This is a genomic window from Arthrobacter sp. UYEF20, from assembly GCF_040546335.1.
Classification (GTDB): Bacteria; Actinomycetota; Actinomycetes; order Actinomycetales; family Micrococcaceae; genus Arthrobacter.
On the sequence record NZ_JBEPNP010000029.1, the window covers coordinates 1 to 25,936 of the forward strand.

A 25,936-nucleotide genomic window follows, 5' to 3' on the forward strand; every position below is an offset into this window, starting at 1 on the left:
GTGGTACAAAGAAACAAGACTGCTTGCGTCCACTATGTGGTTCCCAGACAACAAACCCGTTGCTTGGCGAACCGACAACTGAATAACAACACCACAGTTGTAACACCAGATTTCCCACCCCAGGCCACGGCCAGGGGAGCGGGAGCAAGGGTTACGGCGGTCATAGCGTGGGGGAAACGCCCGGTCCCATTCCGAACCCGGAAGCTAAGACCCACAGCGCCGATGGTACTGCACCCGGGAGGGTGTGGGAGAGTAGGTCACCGCCGGACAACCATTAAACACGGTCGAGAGCCTCCAGACACTTCTCTGGAGGCTCTCCCGCATTTAACCCCCAAACCCATTATCATCCGGACCCTGCCGCAGATCCGGCGCCTTTCGTCCGGACGCTGCCGCAGATCCGGCAGCGTTCCAGCCGGACGCTGCCGCAGATCCGGCGCCTTTCAGCCGGACCCCACCCCGCCTGCCGCCGGCGCCCCCTGCCGCTCCTGCGGGAGCGTTGGGTGGGAGCGGCCGGAATGTGCGGGAGCGTTGGGTGGGAGGGGCCGGAATGTGCGGGAGCGTTGGGTGGGCGCGGGTAGAGTAAATGCCCATGGATAACCTCTTCAGCCACGCTCCTGCCGACCCGTCTGATACTCCGGAGCCCGAGGCAACCGAGAGTCTGGAGCCCGTCGTTTTCACGGTGGTGGTGCCTGGTGCCGTCGCCCGCGCCTTCGTGGGTTTCACCGAGCATACGCACCTCTGGTGGCCGCTCCAAGACCACGGTGTCTACGGCGCGGGGTCGTATGTGGAGTTCGAAGAGAACCTGATTCTGGAGACTGCGGAGGACGGCAGGACGGCGATCTGGGGATCGATTGACGACTGGCAGCCGCCGCTGTCTTTCCACGCGAGCTGGCATCCGGGAAGCTCCGCCGTGTGGTCTACGGAGCTGCGCGTCGCATTCCGGGCTGTCGAAGGCGGCACCGAGCTCCGCCTGGTGCACACCGGCTGGGAAGGCGCCGAGGACCCGGCCGCCACCCGGGCGGACTACCTGGCTGGCTGGCCCGGCGTCCTGCAGCAGTTCGTGCGGTTCATGGGCGGTGCCGATGACTGACGAGCTGACACTCTCAACGCCCTAGCCCTCCCGGCCGCCGGCCGACATATCGCCGACGCCGGGTGTGCCATCGGCGAGCGCGTAGCGCTGCAGCACCGCACCCCTCGGTGAGGCGACGACCGGCTCGATGAGTCTGAGGTTCGTCGGAACCACCCCGTCTGCGAAGACCTTCTTTCCACCGCCGAGGAGGATCGGATAGACCCAGAGAGTGAGCCGATCGAAGAGCCGCTCGGCGAACAGGGTCTGCACGAAGTCGAGACTGCCGATGACGTGGATGTTCGCGTGCCGGTCGCGCAGTTCGCGCACGGCGGCGACGACATCAGGGCCGAGCAGTGTGGAGCCGGCCCACTCGAGGGCCGGCGTCCGGCGCGAGGCCACGTATTTCGGGAGGCGGTTGAACAGCCGCGCGATGTCCCCGTCCGCGTGCGGCCAGTACGCGGCGAAAATGTCGTAGGTCCGGCGCCCAAGCAGCAGCGCGTCCATCCCCGCCATCCCGGAGTCGACCTGCTCGCCGACGGCCTCGTCGAGGAGAGGCGCCTGCCAGCCGCCAAACGCGAAACCGTCGTCAGCGTCCTCGTCCGGCCCGCCGGGCGCCTGCGCGACGCCGTCGAGCGTGGTGAACAGGTCGATATGGATGAGTCCCATGCCGTGCTCCTTCTCTGTCGCCCGTCGGCGCCCCGGCGACGGGATCACTTCGAGGCTGCCACACGATCCCCCTGCGAAGCAACCGGTATCAACGGCTCGACCCGAGCCCGCTGCGCATCCGACAACACCTCAGGCGAGCCACGACATCAGCCCCCGAACATTAGGCGAAGGATAGGAGACACGCCCTAGATGTCCGCAAGTGTCAGCGCCGGCGGCGAACTTCCGTCGATGTCCAGTACGCCGAACTCCTTCGCAACCGCGGCGGCGATAAGCACCTGGCCGGTCCGCGCCATCAGGTTCGGATCGTGGAACAGCGCGCTGATCACGCGGCCGATGAACTCAGGGCTTTCGCTGGTCGAGAGATCGAACGTGCCACTTTTCGCCGCTGCCAGGACCGACTCGGTTCGAACCAGGCCGGGGTAGAGCGAGATTACCGGAATGGCGAACGGTTTCAGCTCTACGGCCGTGTCGGACGTCATCTTGTCCGTCGCCGCTTTTGCGATGCCGTAGATCGTGTTGCCGAGGTGACGCTGCGCCGACCAGAAGCTGATGACGATCAAGCCGCGGTGCCGCGGCGTCATCATGCGCGCCGCGTGCGCCGAACACACAAATGCCGCGCGCACGCCGGCGTCCATCATACCGGTCCAGCGATGCGGCGGTTGATCCCAAAACGGCGCAGGCCACGTGAACGCGCCGTCTTCGACCATCTTCTCGTAGCCGCCCCAGGCGCAATTGACGAGGAGATCGAGGCCGCCGCACTCGGAGCGGATCGCTTCAAACACGCGCGCCGTCTCTTCGTCTTCGAGATGGTCGCAGCGCAGGCGCCGTACCGCCCGCGGCAGGTCCGCCTGGTCGATCGAGCGGCCCGAGCCGTAAACTCGAAACCCCGCCGCCACAAGGCCAAGTGCGATGCCCCGGCCGACCCCTCGGCTCGCGCCGGTCACGAGCGCAACGTTTCCCGTCGGCGCTTCATTGCGTTCGCGTTCGTTGGTCATGCTCAGCGGCCCCGCTCACCTTCCGTTCCGTGATCCCCATGATAGGCCGGAGCTGGCGCCCTGGGCCCGCAGCGCACGCACCCTCGCTTCGTAACCCCCGGCCTGACACCCGGCACCGACCCACAACCCGGGGCGCCCGACTTCGCGCCTTAGACTGAAAGCTGGATTCGAAGAACTGGAGACCACATGAGCATCATCGACGAGCTCACCTCTGCCCTGGGCCCGGTGAAGGTCATGGTGGATGCTGCCACCCTGGCCGCGTACGCCGTGGACCAGGCCCCGGTGCTGGACTACCAGCTGCCGCAGGCTGTGGTCCTCGCCGAATCCGTGGCGGACGTCCAGGCCACCGTCCGGGCCTGTGCCGCACGCGGGGTCCCGGTGGTGGCGCGCGGAGCGGGCACGGGGGTCTCCGGCGGCGCCCACGCCAGCCAGGGCTGCGTGGTGCTGAGCCTCGAGCGGATGAACCGCATCCTGGACCTCAACCCGGACGACGAGACCGCCGCCGTCGAGCCCGGCGTCATCAACGCGGACCTCAACGCCGCCGCCGCCGCGCACGGCCTGATGTTTGCCCCGGACCCGGCCAGTTACAAGATGTCCACCATCGGCGGCAACGTGGCCACCAACGCGGGCGGGCTGCGCTGCGCGAAGTACGGGGTGACGCGGGACTCGGTCCTGGCGCTCGACGTCGTGATGGCGGACGGCTCCCTGATCCACACCGGCCACCAGACCTTCAAAGGCGTCGCCGGCTACGACCTCACCGGGCTCTTCGTGGGCTCCGAGGGGACGCTGGGGATCGTGGTCGGCATCACGGTCCGGCTCAAGTACCTTCCGCGTGAAGTGCACACCATCGCTGCGTTCTACCCGGACTTCCGCAGCGCCGCGGCGGGCGTCCTCGCGGTCGGCAAGGCAAGGGTGCAGCCGGCCATCATGGAACTGCTCGACGGCGGCTCGCTCGCCCAGCTCGACGACGCCCATGGGTCGGCCCTGGCCGCGCGGGGCGCGTCCCTGCTGCTGGTCCAGACCGACGGTTTCGGCGCCGCGGCCGAGGCGGCAGCCATCCGGCCGCTGCTGGTTGCGGGCGGGGCTGTGGTCACCCTGGAGGCCAACGCCGAGGCCGAGCAGCTCGTGGAAATGCGCCGCAACAGCCGCGGCGTGGAGGTCGACGACGAATACCGGGTGGGCGAGGACGTCGCCGTGCCCCGGTCCCGGCTGGTGGACTACGTCGCCGAGCTGGAGGCCATGGCAGCGGCCTACGGGGTCCGGCTCAAGGTCGTGGCGCACGCCGGCGACGGGAACCTGCACCCCACCTTCTGGGTGGACCGGGTGGACCAGGCAGTCGACCCCGATGCTATGGCGCGCCTGGGCGCGGCGCTGGACAAGTCCGTCGCCGTGGCGCTGGCGATGGGCGGCACCATCACGGGGGAGCACGGGATCGGCCAGTACAAGCTGCGCTGGCTCGGGCTCGAGCAGAAGGAGCCCGTGCGTGAACTGCAGCGCCGGATCAAGGAACTGTTCGACCCGGCCGGCATCCTGAACCCCGGCAAGGCGATTTAACCCGGCCGGGCCAGGGCGGCCTGGCAGGACCGCCGGCGTCAGGCGGGGATCAGTCGTCGGAGTCCGGGTATTCCTCGACGGATTCGTCGGCGCCGTAGCGCGATTCCTCGGTTTCCACCTCGAGGATTTTCAGCAGTTCAGTGTCCGGGTTGAGCATGATGGCAGCCTCGTCGCGGCGGTGGCGGAGCTCGGAGTCGATGTAGGACTGCACGGCTTCGGCCAGCGGGATGTGCCGGTTCTCCTTCTCAGACATGTACCAGCGGTGCTCCAGGATTTCGTGCACGGCCTCCGCCGGCTCGAGCTTCCCGGACAGATCGCGGGGAATGGAACGGACGATCGGCTCGAAGATCTGGCTGACCCAGAGGTGCGCGCTGTATTCCTCGTCCATGCCCGGGTTGTTGTCCGCACGGAAGGAGTCCATGTCGTTCAGGAGCCGGCGGGCCTGGTTCTCCTGGGCGTCCAGGCCGGTCAGGCGCAGCAGCCGGCGCTGATGGTGCCCGGCGTCCACCACCTTCGGCTGGAGCTGGATCGTGGAGCCGTTCTGGGTGGTCTTGATCGCGTATTCCTCGACGTCGAACCCCAGCTCGTTGAGCTTCCGGATCCGGGCCGCCACGCGCCAGCGTTCGCCGATTTCGAAGGATTCCTTCTCGGTCAGCTCCGTCCACAGCCGGCGGTAGCTGTCCATGATCAGTTCGCTGGTGGCCACCGGGTCCACCTTCTCCTCGATCAGGCCGCCGTCGAGGAGGTCCATGAGTTCGCCGGCGATGTTGACCCGGGCGATTTCCAGGTCGTACTCGCGCTGTCCGGTGGAGAGGTCCGGGTACAGTTCGCCCGTCTCGGCGTCCACGAGATAGGCGGCGAACGCGCCGGCGTCGCGGCGGAACAGCGTGTTGGAGAGCGAGACGTCGCCCCAGTAGAAGCCGATCAGGTGGAGCCGGACCAGCAGGAGGGCCTGGGCGTCGATCAGGCGCGTCAGGGTGTCCTTGCGCAGCATCTGGGAAAAGAGCGCACGGTACGGCATGGAGAACTTCAGGTGCCGCGTCACCAGGACGGGGTTCAGCGGCCGGCCCTCTGGCGTGGTGCGTCCGGTGATGACGGCGACCGGCTCCACGCACGGGACGTCCAGCCGGGCCAGTTTCCGGAGCATGTGGTACTCGTGGCGGGCGATGTGTTCCGAGGTTTCCTTGATGGCGATGACGGAACCGCCGAGGTGGGCGAAGCGCACGATGTGGCGGGAGATGCCGCGCGGGAGGGCGGCGAGGTTCTCGGCCGGCCAGTCCTCAAGGGCGATGTGCCATGGCAGGTCCAGCAGCTCGGGAGCGGTGGCAGCGGCCGTGATGCTCAACGAGCTGGAGACGACGGCGGCCTTGGCATCGTTGGCGCTGGCGGCCTGGAACCGGGGCAGTTTGCCGATCTGACCGTAGTCGGTGGGCTCGTCGTGCCACTGGGCACCGTTTTCCTCGGTCATGGGGTTTTCCTCGGTCATGAAACCAATTCTTCCGTACTAAGGGCAACCGCCCTAACGATCGGGCGTCGCCTCTGGAAATGCATAAGGAAGTTAAAGCCCGACGGCGGCCCTCCAGTTGGGAGGACCGCCGTGCAGTGCTACCTGGGCCCACGCCGGCAGGGTTCCCTGGCCGAAGCGGAGCGAGGTTAGGGAGCCGGTGGGGACTAGTCGCCCAGGCGCAGACCCGTCTGGGTGTCGAACAGGTGCACGTGGCCTGACTGCGGGCGGACCCAGATGGACTCACCCTTCATCGGGGGGCGGCGGCCGTCGACGCGGGCCACGATGTCGTGGCTCTGGCCGTCCAGGGTGGTGTGGCCGTAGACGTAGGCGTCGGCGCCGAGCTCTTCGACGACGTCCACCTCGACCTGGAGGCCTTCACCCTGCGGCGCGGTCTCGAGGTCCTCGGGGCGGGAGCCGAGGGTGACGGTTTTGCCCTTGGTCGCCTGCAGCACATCCTGGGGAACCGGGTACACGGTGCCGCCGAACTGCACGCCGCCGTCGACCACCGGGAGCTCCAGCAGGTTCATGGCAGGCGAGCCGATGAAGCCGGCGACGAACACGTTCGTCGGCTTGTCGTAGAGGTTGCGCGGGGTGTCGACCTGCATCAGCAGACCGTCCTTCAGCACGGCGACGCGGTCACCCATGGTCATGGCCTCGACCTGGTCATGGGTCACATAGACCGTGGTGACGCCCAGGCGGCGGGTCAGCGACGCGATCTGCGTACGGGTCTGCACGCGGAGCTTGGCATCAAGGTTGGACAGCGGCTCGTCCATGAGGAAGACCTGCGGGTTACGCACGATGGCGCGGCCCATGGCAACACGCTGGCGCTGTCCGCCGGAGAGCGCCTTCGGCTTGCGATCGAGGTACGGCTCCAGGTCCAGCAGCTTGGCAGCTTCACGGACCCGCTCGGCGCGCTCTTCTTTGCTGACGCCGGCGATCTTCAGCGCGAAGCCCATGTTGTCTGCCACCGTCATGTGCGGGTACAGGGCGTAGTTCTGAAAAACCATGGCGATGTCGCGGTCCTTCGGCGGAACATCCGTGACGTCGCGGTCGCCAATGAGGATTCGGCCGGCATTGACGTCCTCAAGACCTGCAAGCATGCGCAGGGAGGTCGACTTTCCACAGCCGGAGGGTCCAACGAGGACCAGGAATTCGCCATCGGCGATTTCAATGTTGAGTCTGTCAACAGCGGGCTTATCCGTGCCCGGGTACAGACGTGTTGCGTTGTCAAAAGTAACTGTAGCCACAGTTATCAATCCCTTCACCGGCAGGTACGTGCCGGACGATCCGTAGTGAATGGCCTTGTTATGCAGTTGTTAATCCAGTTGTAAGCATCAAACGTGCGCATACTCCCCGGCCGAAGCCGAGGAGTACCCAATGACGCCGCACGGTATCTGTGCGCCACATCACAAACAGAGTATGTCAGACTTTCAGCAATAGGGCTAAAAAGTTACGAATGTCACACGTGATCCCGCTTACGTGACGTCGGGGCCGGCCACCCGCTTGCGTTCCCGCAGGAGCGCCTCCAGCAGTTCGGCGACATGGACCGGGGCCCCGACACGGAACTGCGCCTGGGTGAAATCCAGGCCGACTTTCACGCCAAGGTCCCCCTGGACCAGGCGGCCCAGGGCGTCCTCGTCCGTGGTGTCGTCGCCGGCGAAGACTACCGCCGAAGCGCCGGTCGCCTGCCGCAGGAACGCGATCCCCTCGCCCTTGGAGGCATGGACCACGGAGGTTTCCAGCACGCGGTTGCCGGCTTTCAGAAAGACGCCGGGCCGGTCCTGGAGGACGGCGCGGGCTGCCGCCACGGCGTCCTCCGCGACGTCGTCGTCGGCAAGCCTCGTGTGCAGCACGACGCCGGCCGGCTTGTCCTCCAACAGAGTGCCCGGAGCCTCCTCGACGATTTCCGCGAGAACCCGGCGGACCTCGGCGAGCAACTCGCGTTGGGCGTCGTCGAGCACGAGCCGGGAGGAACCCGGACCCATCCAGACTTCCGCCCCGTGGCTGCCGATCAGCAGGGTCTTCTCCGGCGGGGAAGCGACTGCCCGCAGGCTGTCCAGCGCCCGTCCCGAGATGAGCGCCGTCGTGGTCCGCGGGAGTTCGGTCAGCGCGGCGAAGGCCGCCGCGGAGCGGGGGAGCGCCCGGGAGTCCGCGGCATGGTCAACGAGGGGGGCCATGGTGCCGTCGAAGTCCATGGCGACCAGGAGGTGGTCCGTGGCCGCGACGCGGCGCACGGACTCGAGCAGCTCGGGGGAAAGCGAGAGCGGCGTTTTGCCCGTGGTCTCAGGAGTCATCGCGGATTACCTTCTCTCTGAGGGCGCTGAGGAAATCGGAAGACCACAGGTCGACGTCGTGGTGCAGGATCTGCTTGCGCATCGCCCGCATCCGGCGCCCGGCTTCGGCCGGCTGCATGTTCACGGCCTTCATGATGGTGTCCTTGAGGCCGTCGATGTCGTGCGGGTTCATCAGCAGCGCCTGCTTGAGCTGGTCCGCGGCGCCGGCAAACTCACTGAGCACCAGCGCGCCGTCGTTGTTGGTGCGTGCCGTGACGTATTCCTTGGCCACGAGGTTCATGCCGTCGCGCAGGGCGGTGACCAGCATGACGTCCGCCGCGAGGTAGAGGGAGACCATTTCCTCGATGGGGTAGCTGTGGTGCAGGTACCGCACTGCCGTGTTCTGCAGGGTGTCGTAGGTGCCGTTGATGTGACCCACGGTGCCCTCGATCTCCTCGCGGAGCAGGCGGTACTGCTCCACGCGTTCCCGGCTGGGGCTGGCCACCTGGATCAGGCTGGCGTCCTCCACCGTGACCTTGCCGTCAGCCAGGAGTTCCTCGTAGGCCTTGAGCCGGTGCTGGATGCCCTTGGTGTAGTCGAGGCGGTCGACGCCGAGCAGGATGGTCTTGGGGTTGCCGAGGTCCCGGCGGATCTGGCGTGCGCGCTCGATGATCTCGGGCTTGCGTGCCAGCTCGACGATCTGCTGGACGTCGATGGAGATGGGGAACGCCTGGGCACGGGCTATATGGGTGGTCTTTCCGTCCCCGCCCCTGACGTGGACCTGCTGCTGCTTGACGCTGGCGCCGAGGAAGCGGCGGGCGGAGCGCATGAAGTTTGCGGCGTCGCTGCTGCGCTGGAAGCCCACAAGGTCCGCGCCCAGCAGGCCATCGATAATGGCCCGACGCCACGGCAGCTGCGCGAAAATCTCCGGCGGCGGGAAGGGGATGTGGTTGAAGAAACCGATCTTCAGGTCCGGCCTCGCCTCCCGGAGCATCTTGGGGACCAGCTGGAGCTGGTAGTCCTGCACCCAGACGGTGGCGCCATGCTCCGCGTGCTGGACGACGGCGTCGGCGAACCTCTTGTTCACCCTCCGGTACGAGTCCCACCAGGTCCGGTGGAACGACGGCGGGGCGATCACATCGTGATACAGCGGCCAGAGCGTGGCGTTCGAGAAGCCCTCATAGAAATGCTCGATGTCCGTGGTGCTCAACTGGACCGGTACCAGGTCGATGCCGCCGTGGCTGAACGGCTTCACCGTCTCGTCCGGTGCACCGTGCCAGCCCACCCAGGCGCCGTCGGTCCTGGTCATCATCGGTGCCAGCGCGGTCACGAGGCCGCCGGGGGAGCGGCGCCAGCCGTCCACGCAGCCGGGCTCGTCCTCGGAACAGCGGTCAACGGGTAGGCGGTTGGAGACCACCATGAAGCTGTACTGGGCATCAGACTCGGCGGCACCCTTGCTTGCGTTGCCTTCGGTTGTCCCGTCCGCCGCGGCTGTCATTTTCTTGCCGTCGGCGCGGTCCGTTGCTTGCATTGCTGCCCCCTGGGGTCGCTCGTGGCTCTCACCCACCCTATCCGCACGGAATCTTCCGGGCTATTCGTCCGTTGGGAGGCGTGCAGGAAACCTGAAAGCGCAAGCTCTCGGGTTTCTCCCCTAAAATGATGAAATTGACACCCAGTGGACCATTCCAGGCCGATCGACCCGAGGAACCAATGAGCCCCGCAAACGAACCCCGTCAGTCCAAAGCAGAGCGAACTGCCGTGGCCCGCGAGAAAGCCCGTGAAATCCGCGAGGCGCAGCTGAAGAAGGATAAGCGGAACAAGCTGCTGATCGGCTGGGGGATTGTTGCCGCCGTCGTGGCCATCATCGTGATTGTGGCACTGGTGGTCACCTCCAACATCAAGAACAACGCCCCGGTGGCGGACGAGGGCCCCACCCCGGCCAACGGCAACATCAACGGTGGCGTCACCCTGCTGGCGAATACCGAGGTCTTGAAAACGGAACCGGCAACCGTCAAGCTCGCCGATATTCCTCCAGCGCCGGCCACTCCGCCGGCAGTGGTCACCGCGCCCGGCGCCGAGCCTGAGGCGGCCAAGCCGGTCAAGGTGGTCCTCTACGTCGACTTCATCTGCCCCGTGTGCAAGAGCTTCGAAGCGCAGTACAACGAGTCCCTGACCAGCCTGCGCAACGAAGGCAAAATCACGGTGGAGTACCGGCCGCTCGGCTTCCTGGACACCCGGTCCACCACCAACTACTCCTCGCGCGCGGCCAACGCGGCCGCCTGCGTGGTGAACGAGTCGCCGGAGACGTACGCGGACTTCGTCAACACGCTCTTCGGCAAGCAGCCCGCCGAGGGCGGGGCAGGCCTGTCCGATGCGGAGCTGAAGAAGATGGCCACCGACGTCGGGGCCAAGAGCATCGACACGTGCGTGGACGACAAGACCTACCGCCCGTACGTCAAGTACACCACCGCGGAAGCCTCGGCCATCGGTGTCTCGGGCACGCCCAGCGTCTTCGTTGAAGGCAAGCAGTGGGGCAAGGGCGACAGCGCCCAGATCCCGTTCGAGCAGTTCCTGACGGCAGCAATCGACGCCAAGAAGTAACAGCAGCACCTGACGGCAACAACAGTCGGCCCGTTCCCGGATTCGTCCGGGAACGGGCCGAGTGTTTTTGTCCCGGCAGCCGGTTCCGGCGGCGTGCCTGGACGCGTTTCAACCGTGGTTTTTACCACCGGGGGTCCGTGGGCTAACCTTATCTAGCGCCGTGGCGCCGGGCGCCTGCGGGGTCCGGTTCGGCCCGGCACGAAGGAATGCCTCCTTAGCTCAGTTGGCCAGAGCACCGCTCTTGTAAAGCGGGGGTCGTCGGTTCGAATCCGACAGGGGGCCCTACGAACTCCTCCGTTCCGGAAATTTTCCCGGAACGGAGGAGTTTTTTATGCCCGAAAACGGGGGCGCGACGCGCCGGGGCTGAGGCCTCAACACTTAGGCCTCAGATGCAGGACTTGTTGTAGTCGAACCCGCCCGAGATGTACTGGGTCATGGTGACTTTCCCGCCGCCTGTCAGCGGCGCTGCCGAGCACATGCTGCTGGCGTTTGACAGCGAACTCGCGCCGGCGAGCCAGCTCCGCTGCGCGTAAAGGTTGCTGGTCGAGGGCACGGAGCCGACGATCTCTGCCCACTGGTAGCCGGTCGAGTAAAGCCCTGTCTTGGCACCGATGCTGGCAAAGTAGGCGGCCATGCCCTCCAGGTCGGCCCTGTTGGCTGCCTTGTTCTTGGACCAGGAGTTTTCGGTCTCGACGTCCAGCCACCAGATGTAGGAGGCCGGGTTCTTGACCCCGCGGATGTTGGCGTCGTCATAGGCCTTGGCGTAGCCGTACATATAGGAGCAGGCCGTGCCGACGGATCCCTTCGTGCAAGTGCCGTACGGGTTGGCCACGGTCTTCCCGGCATAGATGTTGCTGGTGGGCCACCACGAGCCGGCGGTACCGGGGTTTCCGGTATTGACGTACAGCGCCACGAGGGGCTGGCCGGTCCCGCCGGTGGACGTGGCGGCCCAGGACAGCTGCGTGGCCAGGCACGGGTTGGTGTTGTTCGCCAGGCTGTTGTTCACGCCGATGATCGCGAAGCTCTGGCCCTTGGGCAGGGGCTTGCCGCATTGCGGCCAGGACACGTCGACGCCGGGTCCCGCGGGCTTGACTGCTGCTGTCCCGGCCGAAGTCTTCGCGGCGGAGGTGTAGCCGGTCTTGGTTCCGGTGACTGTGACGGTGAGGGCCTTGCCGGCCTGGGCAGTGGCTAGTTTGTAGGTGGCGGCGGTCGCGCCGGCGATGACGACGCCGTTGGCCTTCCACTGATACTTCAGGGTGACGGGTGCCGGTCCCCAGGAGCCCGGGACTGCGGTCAGGGTGTAGCCGGCCGTCGTTTTGCCGGTGATCGTCGGCACGGGAACCGGCCCGAGCGAGCCGGCGGCGGTGGCGGCGGTGGGGGCCGAGGTCCTCGCGGCGGTGGTGTAGCCGGTCTTGGTTCCGGTGACTGTGACGGTGAGGGTCTTGCCGGCCTGGGCAGCGGCCAGTTTGTAGGTGGCGGCGGTCGCGCCGATGACGACGACGCCGTTGGCCTTCCACTGATACTTCAGGGTCACGGGTGCCGGACCCCACGTGCCCGGGACTGCGGTCAGGGTGTAGCCGACCTTGGCGGTTCCGGTGATCGTCGGCACCGGGGCCGGCTTCAACGGCGCTGCGGACATTTCACGTACTGCTGTCGTCGTGTCGGCCGCCGCGGATGCCGGGGCAAGCGGGGCCAGGGAAAGCATCAGGACCACCACGAGGAATAATCGAATCGACAGAGGCCGGACGCGATCGAATAGCAGCATGAAAATATCCCCCAAATTGCGGCGCCCGGAACGGGCTGCGCTAGAGCCCGCAGAAATGCAGACAGCGTGAATCTAGCACGTGGAGTCGTTCCAAAACGCATCTTGGTAGTTTCGCCGGGGGCGGAAGCCGTATGCACGCGCCGCCCAGCGGACAGGGGCCCCGCCGTCGAATGTCCCGCTCGAGCAAACAAGTAGTCACTCGGATCCGGGCACCCACCGGACAAGTAGCGTCGGCTGAAAATTGAGAGTTCGCCGCCAGAAGTCGGGTAGGACCCACTCCTGTGCGGCTGTTATTCCACGCCTAGGCTCCTCGCAACTGTCAGTCCAATGACGGTCAGAAACGGGGCTCCAAGATGCGTGGACAACCAAAACCGCGGGCGTTGACCAATGCCCCGGCCGCAAAGCTGTTCTACTGGCGCTTCGCGCGACGCGGGTGGGCCGCCCTTCTGTCGGCGCTGCTCGCTTTTGCCGGGCTGTCCGTCAGCGGCACCGCCGTGGCGGATGTGGGGACGATCGCCCACGATTCGCTGCGGACGGGATGGGACCAGAACGAGACCGCGCTTTCGCCGTCGGCGGTCGCGTCCTCGAACTTCGGCCGATTGTTCTCGACAGCCGTGGACGGGCAGGTCTATGCCCAGCCACTCGTGATCGGCGGCACCGTGATTGCCGCGACGGAGAACAACAATGTCTATGGGCTGGACGGCGCCACGGGCGCGAAAAAGTGGACCCGCAACCTCGGTCCGGCATGGCCGGCATCGACCGTGAGCTGCGGTGACCTTACGCCCAACATCGGAATCACGTCCACTCCGGTCTTCGACCCGGCGACGAACAGCGTTTTCCTGATGGCGAAGACGAATGACGGACCGAGCCCGCAGCTCCCGCACTGGTACATGCACTCCCTCGATCGGACCACAGGCGCGGAGAGGGCCGGGTTCCCCGTCATGATCGGCGGAGCCCCGACCAACGATCCGACCCGTCCGTTCAACGCGATGACCGCGATGCAACGGCCCGGGCTGCTGCTCCTGGACGGGGTGGTGTACGCGGGCTTTGCCAGCCACTGTGACTACGTCCCCTTCGTCGGCTACGTCGTCGGCGTGTCGACCAGCGGCCGGCAGACCACGATGTGGGCCACCGAGTCAGGCAACAGCAACGCGGAGGGTGGGATCTGGCAGTCGGGCGGAGGACTGGTCTCCGACGGTGCCGGTCAGATCCTGTTGGCCACCGGGAACGGCATCTCCCCGAAGCCTGGCCCGGGCACGACGCCTCCCGCCACACTGGCAGAGTCGGTGGTCCGGCTCCAGGTCGGAAGCGACGGCAACCTGAAGCCCACTGACTTCTTCAGTCCCACCAACAACTTAAAGCTGGACGGGAACGACGCCGACCTTGGTTCCGGCGCCCCGATCGCCATCCCGGACGGCTATGGCACGGCGGCGCACCCGCACCTGCTGGCCCAGGTCGGAAAGGAGGGACGCATCTACCTGCTGGACCGGGACCATCTGGGCGGCATGGCGCAGGGGGCCGGCGGGACCGATGACGTCCTCGACTCAGCCGGTCCGTACAACGGGGTGTGGGGACGGCCCGCGTTCCTCGGGACGAACAGCGGCGGGTACATCTACACAGTCGGGAGCAATGGTTACCTGCGCGCGCACAAGCTCGTACCGAGCATCACGGGCGGGGTCAAGCTCGCCTCCGTCGGGACGTCCGCCGGCACCTTCGGGTTCAGCTCCGGTGCCCCGGCGGTGACCTCCAACGGCACGGACGGGTCCTCCGCCCTTGTCTGGGTTGTCTATTCCACCGGAGGGACCGGTGCCAACGCGGAATTGCGGGCCTACCGGGCCCTCCCGGACAGCACCGGGCAGCTCAAGCAGGTGTTCAGCGCCCCGCTGGGTATAGCCGCCAAGTTCTCCTCGGTGGCCACCGAAGGCGGTCGGGTGTACGTCGGGACCCGCGAGGGGCACGTGCTCTCCTTCGGCGCCCCGACAACCGCAGCGGTAGGGGCGACGAACACCGACCTGGGCACGGCCGAGGTGGGCGCCAGCCGGACTGGCACTGTGACGATCACCGCGTCCCGGGCGGTGACGGTCAGTTCCGTCACAGCAGGTGCCCCGTTCGGGATCGGAACGGTCGCGCTGCCTATGGCGCTGGCGAGTGGCGGCAGCATGACGGTCCCGGTGACCTTCTCGCCGACGGCGCCCGGACAGGCCGACGGCACGCTGACCGTAACTACGTCCGATGGCGAGACAGTCCTCCTTGGCGTCCACGGCGTCGCTACGAAGGATGGTCTGGGCGCGGCTCCGGCCGCGGTCCAGTTCACCGACGTGCCCACCGGGACGGGCAGCCGGCAGACCGTAAACATCGTCAACACCGGCGCAACCGTCGTCAAAATCACCGGCGTGACCTTGCCGGCCAACGCAGCGCTTGGAGTCGACCCGGGCACCGTCCCGGTTGTCGGACAGACCATCGAACCGCTCGCATCAGTTCCGGTGTCTTTGACCTTCAGTCCCACGACGGCGGACCCGGTGACCGACTCGCTGGTCGTCGCCAGCGACCTCGGTTCGGTAACTGTGCCGGTCAACGCGACCGCCGTTTCGGGAACGGCGCACCTGGAGCTGCCGCCCTCCCTGGACTTCGGCGTCGTCCCGGTGGGGATGTCGGCCACCAGGGACTTCACGATAAAGAACACCGGAAACATACCGATGACGCTCACCAAGGCGAAGGCGCCCCAGGGGGTCTTCTCAACGGCCACACCCATCTCCGAGGGCTTGGTGATCCCCGCGGGTGAATCCGCCTACCAGAGCGTGACCTTCACGCCGGCGGTCGTCGGGCCGGCGGGGACGCAGGATACGTACTACTTGGTCACCGCCGACGATGGCCAGGGCGCCCTGAAGGTGATGCTCACCGGAGAAGGTATCGACGACCCGATTGCGGTTAAGGCGAACCGTACCGGCGCCGGCGACCCGAGGTCTGCCCTCGGGCGCACGCTGACTCTGGAGTACCCCGTGGCCGGAGGGAAGTGTCAGGACTACGACCGAGGGGTTATCTGCTGGTCGGCAGCAACTGGGGCGCATGAGGTCCACGGAGGAATCTACCCAATCTACAAGGCCGCGGGCGGCGCCGCCGGCATCCTCGGCTTCCCCACCACCGACGAGAAGGGCACCCCGGATAAATTGGGGGCCTACAACCACTTCAACGGCTCGGGCGGGGCCTCGATCTACTGGTCGCCGGCGACGGGAGCGCACACGGTCTACGGTGCGATCCGGGCCAAGTGGGCCTCCCAGGGCTGGGAGGCGGGCCCGCTGGGCTATCCGACCACCAATCAGAAGAACTCGCCGGATGGGGTGGGGCGGTACAACCACTTCAACGGTTTGGGCGGGGCCTCGATCTACTGGTCGCCGGCGACCGGGGCGCACTCGGTCCAGGGGCTGATCCGGGCCAAGTGGGCCTCCCAGGGCTGGGAAACCGGCCCGCTGGGCTACCCCGCCACGGATCAGAAGAACTCGCCGGATGGGGTGGGGCGGTACAACCACTTCAACGGTTCGGGCGGGGCCTCGATCTACTGGACTCCGTCGACCGGGGCGCACTCGGTCCAGGGGCCGATCCGGGCCAAGTGGGCCTCCCAGGGCTGGGAAACCGGCCCGCTGGGCTATCCGACCACGGATCAGAAGAACTCGCCGGATGGGGTGGGGCGGTACAACCACTTCGACGGTTCGGGCGGGGCCTCGATCTACTGGTCGCCGGCGACGGGGGCGCACTCGGTCCAGGGGCTGATCCGGGCCAAGTGGGCCTCCCTGGGCTGGGAAACCGGCCGGCTTGGCTACCCCGTCACCGACGAGTACTCGGTTCCCTTTGGCCGGGCATCGGATTTCCGCGGCGGCCGGCTGGTCCTTGACTCGCGGACAGGCGTGGTCAGCGGATAGCGCCTCCGCCGTCCCCGGATCTGCCGTCGAGAGAATGTGGGAAGCGCCGCCAAGTAGCCTCGGGTTGTCCGGGTGAAAGTGGCCGCCGTAGCAGGCGCAAGAGGCCGCGGCGGCCTGCGCGCGGCCGGTTTCAGTCCACCGGCAGGAGCCAGGTCAGGTCCGAGCCGTCGCCTTCGATGTGGCGGGCAAGTTCTGCGTTGAACGTACGGCCGTACTCCGCGCCGATGTGCTCCTGGAACGCCGCCTCGTCCCGGTAGACCTCGAAGACAAAATACTGCCGCGGATCCGTCTCGCGCGTGCACGGCAGGAACAGGACATTGCCGGGTTCGCGGCGGACGTTTTCGGTAAGCTCGCGCATCATGTCGGCGACTCTGGCTTCGCTGCCTGATTTGACGGTGAATTCCGCGTACAACGTTCTGGTCATGGTGTGTCCTTGATCTGTAGGGTTTGTCCGCAGTCGGGTGGCGGCTTCAGTTTGGCGGCCGGAGCTCGCCGGAGCCCCGGGGTATCAGTTCGGTGGGGACAACGTAGGTCCGGGGCTGGACGTGGTCGCCGTCGATCCTGGCCAGCAGCCGCTCGGCAGCAAGTTTGCCGATGCGCTCCGGGTGCTGGGCGATCACGGTGATGCCTGGATCCATCATGTCGGCCAGGGAGAAGTCGTCGAAGCCGAGCAGCGCCGTGCGCTTGCTCAGCCCTAGATCTTTCAGCGCGCGCATGGCACCGAAGGTGACGAGGTTCTGGCTGGAAAAGATCGCCGTGGGGGGATCATCGGAGCCGAGCAGCGCGTGTGCCGCGCGGCAGGCCGATTCCTCATCATGCAGGCCCTCGAGGACGGGAATGGTGGAGCTGACGATGCCTGCCCGGCCGAGTTCTTCCGTGAATCCCCTCCGGCGTTCCCGGGCCGTCTGGATATCGGTACGGTCCCCAAGGTAGGCGAGTTTCCGGTGGCCGTGGCTGATCAGATGCGCGGCCGCCTTGGCCGCGCCGGCGGCGTTGTCAGTGACGACGGCGTCCGCTTCGATGCCCACAGGTTCACGGTCGATGAAAACCATGGGCAGATCCCTCGAATGCTCCGGAATGACGTAGGCCTGGCTCTTGGCGATGGGCGTCAGGACCAGGCCGTCGACGCGGCGTCGAAGAAACGCAGCAACGAGGGTCTTCTCCCGCTCGGGATCGTCATCGAGGCTGGCCGCGAACACCGCTATCCCGCGGGCAGCCAGGGCGTCTTCAATGGCCCGGTGGATTTCCCCGCTGAAGGGGTTGGCCACGCTGGGCAGCAGCAGGCCGATGGACAGCGTCCTGCGTCCGGTGCGCCTCAGGCTGCCTGCCGCTATGTCCAGTTGGTAGTTCAACTGCTTGGTCGCCTTCAGGACGCGGAGCCGGGTGGCCTCTGTGACGCCCGCCTCGTCGTTCATTACCCGGGAAACGGTCTTGGTCCCTACCCCGGCCAGGGCGGCCACGTCCCGCATGGTGGGGCGGTTGTTAGCGGGTTCGGCCCGGTAACGATTCGACATCGTTGTCAAAGAACTTCTCCTTTAGCCTGATCCACTGCTTGACTCGGCTGTGTGATCCTGATTACATGCTACCTGACATCGTTGTCAGGCACAGAGTGTGCCGCCCGAAAACAGGAGATTCAATGTTGAGTTCCAAAACCCCCCGGTCCAAGGCTACTCGTCTCCTCGCCGCCGGCGCGGTCCTGACCCTTGCCGGGCTGGGCCTGACTGCCTGCGGCGGAACTTCCGCCCCGGCCGCGACCGGAACCGCTGCCGCCGCGGAGAAGGTCGGTGTTTCGCTGATCGTCAAGACCACCACGAACCCGTTCTTCGTGTCGATGCAGGACGGTGCCAAGAAGGCCGCGGAAGCGGACGGAGTGGATCTGAAGCTGGCCGCCGGCAAGGCCGATGGCGACGAGGACACCCAGATCCAGGCGATCGAGAACGCCATCTCCAAGGGCGACAAGGGCATCTTGATCACCCCCAATGGCCCCTCCGTAGTTGATGCACTGAAGAAGGCCAAGGATGCCGGGCTGTTCGTCATCGCGCTGGACACCCCTCCGGACCCGGCCGACGCCGCGGACATCACCTTCGCCACGGATAACTTCGCCGCCGGCGAACTGATCGGGAAGTGGACCGCGGCACAGCTGGACGGGAAGAAAGCCACCATCGCCCTGCTTGACCTCTTCGATGACAAGGTCGTATCCGTCGACTACAACCGTGACCAGGGATTCCTGACAGGCCTGGGCATCGACACGGCAGACAAGAAGAAGAACGGCGACGAGGCCAAGACCGGAAAGTACACCGGCGGCAAGGGCGGCGACTACGAGATCGTCGGCAGCCAGGCCACGCAGGGTGCCGAAGACGGCGGCCGCACGGCCATGGAGACTCTGCTCTCCAAGAACCCGGCCGTGAACGTCGTTTACACGATCAACGAACCCGCAGCGGCAGGGGCCTTCGAGGCCCTGAAGTCCGCCGGCAAGGAAAAAGATGTCCTGGTCGTCTCTGTTGACGGCGGCTGCGCCGGCGTCAACAGCGTCAAGTCCGGCATCATCGGCGCAACTGCGCAGCAGTACCCGGTCAAGATGGCCGAGCTGGGAGTGAAGGCGATCGTCGAACTCGCGAAGACAGGCAAGAAGCCAGCCAACTCCGAAGGCCTGGACTTCTATAACACCGGCGTCGAGCTCGTCACGGATAAGGCCGCCAGCGGTGTCAAGAGCATCGGCACCGCGGATGCATCGAAGATCTGCTGGGGCAAGTAACCCGCACCGCCTACTGGCGCCGGGGCGGCGCGTGGCACGCCCGCCCCGGCACCCTCCCCTTAGCAAACGCAAAAAGCAACCGAACATGGAAGTTCAGGAGCAATCGTGACCCAGCAACAAATGGCCGGTCCGCCCGGTACCCGGCATCCGGATCTGGCCGAGGAATTCCTCGACCGCCAGACGCCCCTCAGCCGCATCCGCAACGTCCTCCACCGCTACCCGGCGGTCAGCCCGGCCATCGTCCTGCTGGTCGCCGTGATCGTGTTCGGACTGCTCAACGACAGATTCCTGCGCGTCGAAAACCTCTCACTGATCACCCAGCAGGTCGCCGTCGTCGGAACCCTGGCTATCGCACAGACCCTCATCATCCTCACCGCTGGGATCGACCTTTCCGTCGGCGCCGTGATGATTCTGTCCTCCATAGTGGTCGCACAGCTCGCCGTGAGCAACGGCGTCCCCGCCCCGCTCGCACTGCTGGCAGGGCTCGTTGTCGGGCTCGCCGCAGGGGCACTGAACGGATTCCTCGTCACCCGGCTCAGGCTTCCCCCGTTCATCGTCACCCTCGGCACACTGAACATCTTCGTCGCCCTGACGCTCCTGTACTCCAACGGCGCCACTGTCCGCGGCTCGAGCATGCCGGGGCTGCTCACCTGGACCGGAACCACGTTCCCGGTCGGCCCGGTCCGGATCTCCATCGGCGTCGTACTGATGCTGCTCGTCTACATCGCGGTCGCGTTCATCCTGGGCAAGACCGCCTGGGGACGCCACGTCTACGCAGTCGGCGACGATAAAGAAGCAGCCCGCCTCGCCGGAATCGCGGTCAACAAAGTCCTGATGAGCGTGTATCTGGCCGCCGGAGCCGTCCTGGCCGTCGGCGCCTGGATCCAGATCGGGCGCACCAACGCCGCCAGCCCCAACGCCGGCATGGACCTGAACCTGGACTCCATCACCGCCGTCGTGATCGGCGGCACCAGCCTCTTCGGCGGCCGCGGCTCCGTCTGGGGCACCCTGCTCGGCGCGCTGATCGTCGGCGTTTTCCGCAACGGTCTCTCCCTCGCCGGCCTGGACATCCTGTACCAGACCCTCGCAGTGGGCATTCTCATCATTCTCGCTGTGTCCATCGACCAGTGGATCCGAAAGGTCAAGTCATGACCGCCACAGACATCTCCTCCGCCACGCCCGGAACACGGCAGCCGATCCTGCAGGCACGGAACCTCGTCAAGACCTTCGGGCGCGTCGTCGGCCTGGACGGCGTCAGCCTGGACCTCTACCCGGGCGAAGTGCTTGCCATCATCGGTGACAACGGGGCAGGAAAGTCCACCCTGATCAAATGCCTCACGGGCGCGGAAATCCCGGACTCCGGAGAGCTGACCGTCTCCGGTCAACCCGTCCACTTCAAGCGACCCCAGGATGCCCGCATCCACGGGATCGAAACCGTTTACCAGAACTTGGCCGTATCACCGGCCCTCGATGTCGCATCCAACCTGTTCCTGGGCCGGGAAGAACGGCTGCCGGGTCCGCTCGGCAAGCTCTTCCGCGTCCTCGACACCAAGGGCATGCGGAAAAAGGCCGAGGAAGAGCTGGCACGTCTGGGCATTTCCACCCTGCAGGACGTCACCGTCCCGGTGGAGAACCTGTCCGGGGGCCAGCGCCAGGCCGTCGCCGTTGCCCGCGCCGCAGCCTTCGGATCAAAAGTGGTGGTGCTCGACGAACCCACCGCGGCCCTGGGGGTGCGCGAATCCAACCAGGTTCTGCAGCTGGTCCGCGACCTCAGGGACCGCGGCCTGCCCGTGATCCTGATCAGCCACAACATGCCCCACGTCTTCGACGTGGCGGACAGGATCCACATCCAGCGTCTGGGCAAGTGCGCGGCCACCATCACTCCGCAGTCCCACACCATGACCGACGCCGTCGCCATCATGACGGGCGCCGCCACGGCCTAGAGTCCGGCTGCACCCGTTTGCTTGGATCGCCAACCCTCTCCGTCCGCGGACCTGTCAGCCGGTCCGCGGACGGACCCATCTGCTGTTGGGACCGGCGAAACCACAGAAATGCCAAGAAAGACAGGACATGAAAAACACCGAGCCCGCGAGTTCCGCACGGAATATCTTCGACGCCATCGTCGTAGGCGAAGCCCTCATCGACATCGTCACCTCGGCCGACGGCACCAGTGAACACCCCGGCGGATCACCGGCCAACGTCGCCTACGGCCTCGGACGGCTCGGCGTGAGCACCGGACTGCTGACAGCCATTGGCGACGACGAACGCGGCGGCGAGATCGAGGCACACCTGCGCGCCGGGGGAGTGGTGCTCCTGCCGGGTTCCCGTTCCCTGGCCCGCACTGCGTCAGCCACGGCGACCCTCGCCGCGGACGGCTCCGCCAGCTACGAATTCGACATTGACTGGAAACTGCCTCCCGTCGCCCCCGCCCACCTCCCTCGGGTGCTCCACACGGGGTCAATCGCCACCTTCCTCGCGCCGGGAGCCGGCACCGTCAAATCACTTCTGGAACAATCCCACCGCTCCTGCCTGGTCACCTACGACCCCAACATCAGGCCCGCCCTGCTTGGCAGCCATGCGCAGGCCCAAGGCGTCTTCGAGGACCTCGTTCCGCTCACCGACGTCGTCAAACTCAGCGACGAGGACGCCCTGTGGCTCTACCCCGGGAAGACCCTTGAAGACACCGCCAGGCATATCCTTCGCCTGGGCGCCGGTCTGGCCGTCATCACCCGGGGCCCGGAAGGGTCCCTCCTGGCCACCGCCGCAGCAGAGCTGAGCGTCCCGTCGGTGAAATCCCAGGTCGCGGACACCATCGGAGCCGGCGACTCCTACATGGCGGCGCTGATTCTCGGGCTGCTTACACGGGCCGGCGAGGGACTCGGCCCCGAGGTCCTGGATCGGCTGGGCCGGACAGCCTCCATGGCAGCAGCGATCACGGTACGCCGTCCCGGAGCGAACCCCCCGACGCTGGAGGAACTGGAGCACCATCTGCAAGCACCTGAGGCGGCGGCGCACGCCCACGCCTGAAGCCAGGGCATGCCGCACGGCCTTTAACGCCGCACGGCCTTGCCCCGGATTCCCGGGGCAAGGCCGAACATGGGCTCTCGGAGGCGACAGGCTATTCCGGGACCACCAGTGCCGGCGTGTCCTGCCGGATGGTCTCGCCGCGGAAGAAGGCTGGCCGGAGCCGCGCCATGAGGATCATGAACACCCCGCCAAGCGCCAGGACGCCGATGCCCAGCACAAAGACCAGTCCCACACCGAGGAACTCCGATCCGCTGCCAAACTCGGGCGCCCAGCTGTCCACAGCGGTCTGCAGGAACACCACGAACAAGCCGGCCCCGCCCAGCAACGGGCACAGCAGCCGCAGAAAGAAGTGGCGGGCGCTGCTGAAGACGCTTTCGCGGAAATACCAGACGCACGCGAAGGCCGTCAGCCCGTAGTAGAAGCAGATCATCAGGCCGAGCGCCAGAATGGTGTCGTTGAGGACGTTTTCGCTGATCACGTGCATCACGGCGTAGAAGCCTGCCGAGACCACGCCGGCTGCCACGGTGGCGAATCCGGGGGTGGAAAAGCGCTTGCTGACGTGGCTGAACGGCTTGGGCAGCGCGCCGTAGTGGGCCATCGCCAGGAGGCTGCGCGAGGGCGACGTGAACGTTGACTGCAGCGAGGCCGCCGAGCTCGAGAGCACCGCGAGTGACATCAGGATGGCGAACGGCCCCATGATGGGGGAGGCCAGTGCCGTGAAGATGTTCGCCTGGTTGTCGGCGTTGGTCAGGCCGATCCCGGTGTCTCCGACCCCGGCGAACATCATGGTGGCGATGGTGACGACGAGATAGATCCCCAGGACCACGACGGCGGTCAGGGTCCCGGCGATGCCTGCGGTCTTTTTGCCGTTGGAGGTTTCTTCATTGACCGTCAGGCAGACATCCCAGCCCCAGTACACGAAGATGGACAGGGAGATACCGGCCGCGATCTGGCCGAAGGTCTGAATCTTGGTGACGTCGAACCATTCCCAGCTGAACGGGATGGCCGTTTCCGAGGTGGACCAGTTGGCGAAGGCCATGACGACGAACAACGCCAGGACCAGCAGCTGAAAGCCGACCAGCCCGTACTGGACCAACTTGGTGGTGTGCAGGCCGCGGTAACTAATCCAGACGGCCAGGGCGACGAACACGAAGCAGGTGAGGACGTTCAGGGGTTTGTTGGCCGCGAGATCGGCCAGCTCCGGAGCGCCGGTCAGCTGCGCCAGGAAAAGGTAGAAGAAATCCACCGCCACACCGGCCAGGTTGGATAGCACGATGATGTTGGCCGCCAGCAGCCCCCAGCCGCCCATCCAGCCCACCCAGGGGCCGAATGCTTTTGTGACCCAGGTGAAGGTGGTGCCGCTGTCCGGGGAGTCGGCGTTGAGTTCCCGGTAGGCGAGGGAGACCAGGATCATCGGGATGAAGCCGATCAGGAAGATCACCGGCAGCTGCAGCCCGGCTTCGCTGACGGTCGGGCCAAGGGCGCTCGTGAGGGTGTACGCGGGAGCGATTGTCGAGATCCCCAGGACCACGACGGCGAGCAGGCCAAGCTGTCCGCCTTTCAGGCCTTTTCCGGTGATGCCGTGGGCTGAACCGGCGGCGTCGGTGACGGCTGCGCGGTCAGGCGTGGAAGTCTGGCGGCTGGTCTGAGTCATGTCCGGCCTTTCTAGGAGGCAGCAGGTTGTTGTTGGGTGATGCAGTGAATGCCGCCCCCGCGGGCGAAGAGCTCGCGGGCGTCGATGCCCACAACCCGCCGGCCGGGGTAGGCGTCTGCGAGGATGCGGAGCGCCTTCTCGTCGTTGGGATCGGAGAAGGTGCAGGCTATGACGCCCCCGTTGACCACCAGGTGGTTGATGTAGCTGTAGTCAACGAACCCCTCCTCATCCGAGAGGGCCAGGGGCGCGGGGACTTCGATGATGTTCCACTCCCGGCCGGCGGCGTCACGCGTGGTGGACAGGAAGCTGATGATGTCCCGGCTGACCTCGAAATCCGGGTGCTCGGGGTTCTGCTGCGAATGGACCAGCAGCGTGCCCGGGGACGGGATGGCGGCCACGATGTCCACGTGTCCGCGGGTGCCGAATTTTTCCGAGTCCCGGGTCAGGCCGCGCGGGAGCCAGATGGCGTGGGTGGCGCCGATGGTCCGGGCCAGTTCGGCTTCAACGTCTTCCCGGACCAGCCCGGGGTTGCGCCCCGGGTCCAGCTGGACGGTTTCGGTGATCAGCACGGTGCCTTCGCCGTCGACCTGGATGCCGCCGCCCTCGTTGACGAGGGCGGACGGAATGTGGGCAGCCTGGGAGCGGCCGGCCACCTCTGCGGCGATTTTGGCGTCCTTGTCCCACGATGCCCACTCCTGGGCTCCCCAGCCGTTGAAGACCCAGTCCACGGCGCCAAGGGTTCCGTTGCCGTCCAGCACGAAGCTGGGGCCGATGTCGCGCATCCAGGCGTCATTGAGTTCCGCGGTGAGCACCTCGACGCCGGGGCGGAGGTAGCGTCCGGCAATATCGACGTCGTCCGGGTTGACGATGACCGTGACCGGTTCGAAGTCGACGACGGCGTTGGCAACGGCGGCCCAGACGGAGCGGGCGGCGTGGGCTTCTTCGGCCGTCTCGCCGAGGGTGTATCCGCCGGTGGGGAATGCCATCCAGATCCGCTCCTGCGGCGCGGTCTCGGCGGGCATGTGCCAGGCGCTCATGCGGTCACCTCGAGGTACACGGGTGCCTCGCCGCCGAGCGGCGCTTCCCGGCGCACGGGATGCGTGAGCCGGGCGTAGGTGTCCGGGCGGCGGGTGGCCAGGAACGGAAAGAGCGTCAGCCAGTCCCGCCGCTGGTCCAGGTCCAGGTCGGCGACGAGGACGGCGGACTCACCCCGCGGGGCCTGGACGAGGATCCGGCCATAAGGATCCGAGATGAAGGACGAGCCGTAGAAGTTCAGCGTCCCCTCGTTGCCCCAGCGGTTGGGGGCGACCATGAAGAGGCCGTTGGCGATGCCGTTGCCGACGATGACCTGCTGCCAGAGCGGCTGGGTGTCAAAGTCCGGATGGTCCGGCTCGGAACCGATGGCGGTGGGGTAGACCAGGATTTCGGCGCCGCCGAGGGAGTAGAGGCGGGCGAGTTCCGGGAACCATTCGTCCCAGCAGGTGGGCATGCCCAGCCGTGCGCCGCCGAGTTCGGCCGGGGCATGGACCTCGTAGGCGTCGTCGGAGGCGGGACCCTGGCGGAAGAACTTGTCCTCGTAGTACCCGGCCGTCACCGGGATGTGCAGCTTGTGGGTGCGGGCCAGCAGTTCGCCTGCCGGGGACACCAGGATTGCCGTGTTCAGTCCGAGGCCGTCGTCCGTGCCGTCGGGGTGGTCCGAGCGCTGGTAGAGCGAGGCGTGGATGCAGATCCCGTGGCGGCGGGCGGCCTCGGCGGCGAAACGGAACGTGGGCCCGGTCAACAGATCTTCTGCTGTGTCCGAGGGGCGCGGACGCACCGCTCCGGGCCGCGAGATGTCGTTTTCGGGAAGCGTAGCGGCCGGATAGCGGGAGAGCGTGAGCTCCGGGAGGAAGACGACGGTGGCGCCCAGCCGGGCTGCGCGCTCAATTCCCTCGTCGAGTTCGGCGCGGAGGGCGGCCATGTCCGGGTGCCAGCGGTGCTGGACCAGCCCGACCCGGAGTGCCGGGCGTGTTGACGGCTCGGTCCGGGCCAGCGAAGGCGGCGCATTCAGGCAGGTGATTTCGATCATTTGGTTACTCCAGTGAGATGGACGTCACTAAATGAATGACGTTCATTTAGTATGGACGCGGACGGCACCGGAAGGCAAGGGTTAA

20 protein-coding genes, 1 tRNA gene and 1 rRNA gene are annotated in these 25,936 nt (G+C 66.5%); 10 read left to right on the forward strand and 12 right to left on the reverse strand.

Going from position 1 to position 25,936, the window contains the following annotated elements; translation table 11 throughout:
* Positions 1-152: 152 nt before the first annotated feature.
* Both rrf and ABIB26_RS21250 read left to right on the forward strand, forming a co-directional pair.
* A 5S ribosomal RNA gene (gene rrf, locus ABIB26_RS21245) occupies positions 153-269 on the forward strand.
* Positions 270-589: 320 nt separating this feature from the next.
* Positions 590-1,090: an SRPBCC domain-containing protein gene (locus ABIB26_RS21250; RefSeq protein WP_354247845.1), complete on the forward strand. Its 501-nt coding sequence runs from the start codon at positions 590-592 to the stop codon at positions 1,088-1,090.
* 21 nt (positions 1,091-1,111) lie between these two features.
* Here the strand turns inward: ABIB26_RS21250 and ABIB26_RS21255 are convergent, their stop codons facing one another.
* Complete coding sequence (locus ABIB26_RS21255; protein WP_354247848.1) at positions 1,112-1,735, reverse strand: dihydrofolate reductase family protein; 624 nt, start codon at positions 1,733-1,735, stop codon at positions 1,112-1,114.
* A gap of 185 nt (positions 1,736-1,920) precedes the next feature.
* Positions 1,921-2,730, reverse strand: coding sequence for an SDR family NAD(P)-dependent oxidoreductase (locus ABIB26_RS21260; protein WP_354247851.1), 810 nt, complete (start codon positions 2,728-2,730; stop codon positions 1,921-1,923).
* 186 nt (positions 2,731-2,916) lie between these two features.
* Here ABIB26_RS21260 and ABIB26_RS21265 point away from each other — a divergent pair, with 186 nt between their 5' ends.
* Positions 2,917-4,284 (forward strand): FAD-binding oxidoreductase, encoded by a 1,368-nt coding sequence (locus ABIB26_RS21265; protein WP_354247854.1) that lies wholly within the window; start codon positions 2,917-2,919, stop codon positions 4,282-4,284.
* A 49-nt stretch (positions 4,285-4,333) separates the two neighbouring features.
* Here the strand turns inward: ABIB26_RS21265 and ABIB26_RS21270 are convergent, their stop codons facing one another.
* From ABIB26_RS21270 to ABIB26_RS21285, 4 genes are all read right to left on the reverse strand, one after another.
* On the reverse strand, positions 4,334-5,752 hold the full coding sequence (locus tag ABIB26_RS21270; protein ID WP_354247941.1) for a DUF4032 domain-containing protein: 1,419 nt from the start codon (positions 5,750-5,752) through the stop codon (positions 4,334-4,336).
* A 203-nt stretch (positions 5,753-5,955) separates the two neighbouring features.
* Entirely contained in the window at positions 5,956-7,038 is a 1,083-nt protein-coding gene (locus ABIB26_RS21275) for an ABC transporter ATP-binding protein (protein WP_354247857.1), read from the reverse strand.
* 228 nt (positions 7,039-7,266) lie between these two features.
* The gene (gene otsB / locus ABIB26_RS21280) at positions 7,267-8,085 is read right to left on the reverse strand and encodes a trehalose-phosphatase (RefSeq protein ID WP_354247860.1); all 819 of its coding nucleotides are present in this window, start codon (positions 8,083-8,085) and stop codon (positions 7,267-7,269) included.
* Positions 8,075-9,595 (reverse strand): alpha,alpha-trehalose-phosphate synthase (UDP-forming), encoded by a 1,521-nt coding sequence (locus tag ABIB26_RS21285; protein ID WP_502913728.1) that lies wholly within the window; start codon positions 9,593-9,595, stop codon positions 8,075-8,077. Before ABIB26_RS21285 ends, otsB begins: the two co-directional genes overlap by 11 nt.
* A gap of 179 nt (positions 9,596-9,774) precedes the next feature.
* Here ABIB26_RS21285 and ABIB26_RS21290 point away from each other — a divergent pair, with 179 nt between their 5' ends.
* Together ABIB26_RS21290 and ABIB26_RS21295 are read left to right on the forward strand one after the other, a co-directional pair.
* Positions 9,775-10,665, forward strand: coding sequence for a DsbA family protein (locus tag ABIB26_RS21290; RefSeq protein ID WP_354247862.1), 891 nt, complete (start codon positions 9,775-9,777; stop codon positions 10,663-10,665).
* 208 nt (positions 10,666-10,873) lie between these two features.
* A tRNA-Thr gene (locus tag ABIB26_RS21295) sits at positions 10,874-10,947 on the forward strand.
* A 103-nt stretch (positions 10,948-11,050) separates the two neighbouring features.
* Here the strand turns inward: ABIB26_RS21295 and ABIB26_RS21300 are convergent.
* Positions 11,051-12,430, reverse strand: a complete 1,380-nt coding sequence (locus ABIB26_RS21300) for a hypothetical protein (protein ID WP_354247864.1) — start codon at positions 12,428-12,430, stop codon at positions 11,051-11,053.
* A gap of 380 nt (positions 12,431-12,810) precedes the next feature.
* Here ABIB26_RS21300 and ABIB26_RS21305 point away from each other — a divergent pair, with 380 nt between their 5' ends.
* Positions 12,811-16,347 carry an ASH domain-containing protein gene (locus ABIB26_RS21305; protein WP_354247866.1) on the forward strand — a complete coding sequence of 1,179 codons (3,537 nt, stop codon included), beginning with the start codon at positions 12,811-12,813 and terminating at the stop codon, positions 16,345-16,347.
* Between the two features lie 130 nt (positions 16,348-16,477).
* On the opposite strand, the gene ABIB26_RS21310 is transcribed toward ABIB26_RS21305, so the two are convergent.
* Positions 16,478-16,771: a putative quinol monooxygenase gene (locus ABIB26_RS21310; protein WP_354247869.1), complete on the reverse strand. Its 294-nt coding sequence runs from the start codon at positions 16,769-16,771 to the stop codon at positions 16,478-16,480.
* A 46-nt stretch (positions 16,772-16,817) separates the two neighbouring features.
* Positions 16,818-17,816, reverse strand: a complete 999-nt coding sequence (locus ABIB26_RS21315) for a LacI family DNA-binding transcriptional regulator (protein WP_354247947.1) — start codon at positions 17,814-17,816, stop codon at positions 16,818-16,820.
* 167 nt (positions 17,817-17,983) lie between these two features.
* Here ABIB26_RS21315 and ABIB26_RS21320 point away from each other — a divergent pair, with 167 nt between their 5' ends.
* From ABIB26_RS21320 to ABIB26_RS21335, 4 genes are all read left to right on the forward strand, one after another.
* Positions 17,984-19,102, forward strand: coding sequence for a substrate-binding domain-containing protein (locus ABIB26_RS21320; protein ID WP_354247872.1), 1,119 nt, complete (start codon positions 17,984-17,986; stop codon positions 19,100-19,102).
* Positions 19,103-19,207: 105 nt separating this feature from the next.
* Positions 19,208-20,254 carry an ABC transporter permease gene (locus ABIB26_RS21325; protein ID WP_354247874.1) on the forward strand — a complete coding sequence of 349 codons (1,047 nt, stop codon included), beginning with the start codon at positions 19,208-19,210 and terminating at the stop codon, positions 20,252-20,254.
* Positions 20,251-21,045 (forward strand): ATP-binding cassette domain-containing protein, encoded by a 795-nt coding sequence (locus ABIB26_RS21330; RefSeq protein ID WP_354247877.1) that lies wholly within the window; start codon positions 20,251-20,253, stop codon positions 21,043-21,045. The genes ABIB26_RS21325 and ABIB26_RS21330 overlap by 4 nt, the downstream gene beginning before the upstream one ends.
* 127 nt (positions 21,046-21,172) lie before the next feature.
* Positions 21,173-22,129 (forward strand): carbohydrate kinase family protein, encoded by a 957-nt coding sequence (locus tag ABIB26_RS21335; protein WP_354247879.1) that lies wholly within the window; start codon positions 21,173-21,175, stop codon positions 22,127-22,129.
* Positions 22,130-22,220: 91 nt separating this feature from the next.
* Here the strand turns inward: ABIB26_RS21335 and ABIB26_RS21340 are convergent, their stop codons facing one another.
* Genes ABIB26_RS21340 through ABIB26_RS21350 form a run of 3 tightly spaced genes read right to left on the reverse strand, consistent with a single transcriptional unit; the run spans position 22,221 to position 25,851 of the window.
* Complete coding sequence (locus ABIB26_RS21340) at positions 22,221-23,783, reverse strand: APC family permease (protein ID WP_354247882.1); 1,563 nt, start codon at positions 23,781-23,783, stop codon at positions 22,221-22,223.
* 11 nt (positions 23,784-23,794) lie between these two features.
* Positions 23,795-24,820, reverse strand: coding sequence for an agmatine deiminase family protein (locus ABIB26_RS21345; RefSeq protein ID WP_354247884.1), 1,026 nt, complete (start codon positions 24,818-24,820; stop codon positions 23,795-23,797).
* Entirely contained in the window at positions 24,817-25,851 is a 1,035-nt protein-coding gene (locus ABIB26_RS21350; protein WP_354247885.1) for a nitrilase-related carbon-nitrogen hydrolase, read from the reverse strand. The genes ABIB26_RS21345 and ABIB26_RS21350 overlap by 4 nt, the downstream gene beginning before the upstream one ends.
* Between the last annotated feature and the right edge of the window lie 85 nt (positions 25,852-25,936).

Coding starts and splice junctions, on each gene's coding strand:
- ABIB26_RS21250 (WP_354247845.1), top strand. CDS start 590: ATGGATAACCTCTTCAGCCACGCTCCTGCCGACCCGTCTGATACTCCG.
- ABIB26_RS21255 (WP_354247848.1), bottom strand. CDS start 1,735: ATGGGACTCATCCATATCGACCTGTTCACCACGCTCGACGGCGTCGCG.
- ABIB26_RS21260 (WP_354247851.1), bottom strand. CDS start 2,730: ATGACCAACGAACGCGAACGCAATGAAGCGCCGACGGGAAACGTTGCG.
- ABIB26_RS21265 (WP_354247854.1), top strand. CDS start 2,917: ATGAGCATCATCGACGAGCTCACCTCTGCCCTGGGCCCGGTGAAGGTC.
- ABIB26_RS21270 (WP_354247941.1), bottom strand. CDS start 5,752: ATGACCGAGGAAAACGGTGCCCAGTGGCACGACGAGCCCACCGACTAC.
- otsB (WP_354247860.1), bottom strand. CDS start 8,085: ATGACTCCTGAGACCACGGGCAAAACGCCGCTCTCGCTTTCCCCCGAG.
- ABIB26_RS21285 (WP_502913728.1), bottom strand. CDS start 9,595: ATGCAAGCAACGGACCGCGCCGACGGCAAGAAAATGACAGCCGCGGCG.
- ABIB26_RS21290 (WP_354247862.1), top strand. CDS start 9,775: ATGAGCCCCGCAAACGAACCCCGTCAGTCCAAAGCAGAGCGAACTGCC.
- ABIB26_RS21300 (WP_354247864.1), bottom strand. CDS start 12,430: ATGCTGCTATTCGATCGCGTCCGGCCTCTGTCGATTCGATTATTCCTC.
- ABIB26_RS21310 (WP_354247869.1), bottom strand. CDS start 16,771: ATGACCAGAACGTTGTACGCGGAATTCACCGTCAAATCAGGCAGCGAA.
- ABIB26_RS21315 (WP_354247947.1), bottom strand. CDS start 17,816: ATGCGGGACGTGGCCGCCCTGGCCGGGGTAGGGACCAAGACCGTTTCC.
- ABIB26_RS21320 (WP_354247872.1), top strand. CDS start 17,984: ATGTTGAGTTCCAAAACCCCCCGGTCCAAGGCTACTCGTCTCCTCGCC.
- ABIB26_RS21330 (WP_354247877.1), top strand. CDS start 20,251: ATGACCGCCACAGACATCTCCTCCGCCACGCCCGGAACACGGCAGCCG.
- ABIB26_RS21335 (WP_354247879.1), top strand. CDS start 21,173: ATGAAAAACACCGAGCCCGCGAGTTCCGCACGGAATATCTTCGACGCC.
- ABIB26_RS21340 (WP_354247882.1), bottom strand. CDS start 23,783: ATGACTCAGACCAGCCGCCAGACTTCCACGCCTGACCGCGCAGCCGTC.
- ABIB26_RS21345 (WP_354247884.1), bottom strand. CDS start 24,820: ATGAGCGCCTGGCACATGCCCGCCGAGACCGCGCCGCAGGAGCGGATC.
- ABIB26_RS21350 (WP_354247885.1), bottom strand. CDS start 25,851: ATGATCGAAATCACCTGCCTGAATGCGCCGCCTTCGCTGGCCCGGACC.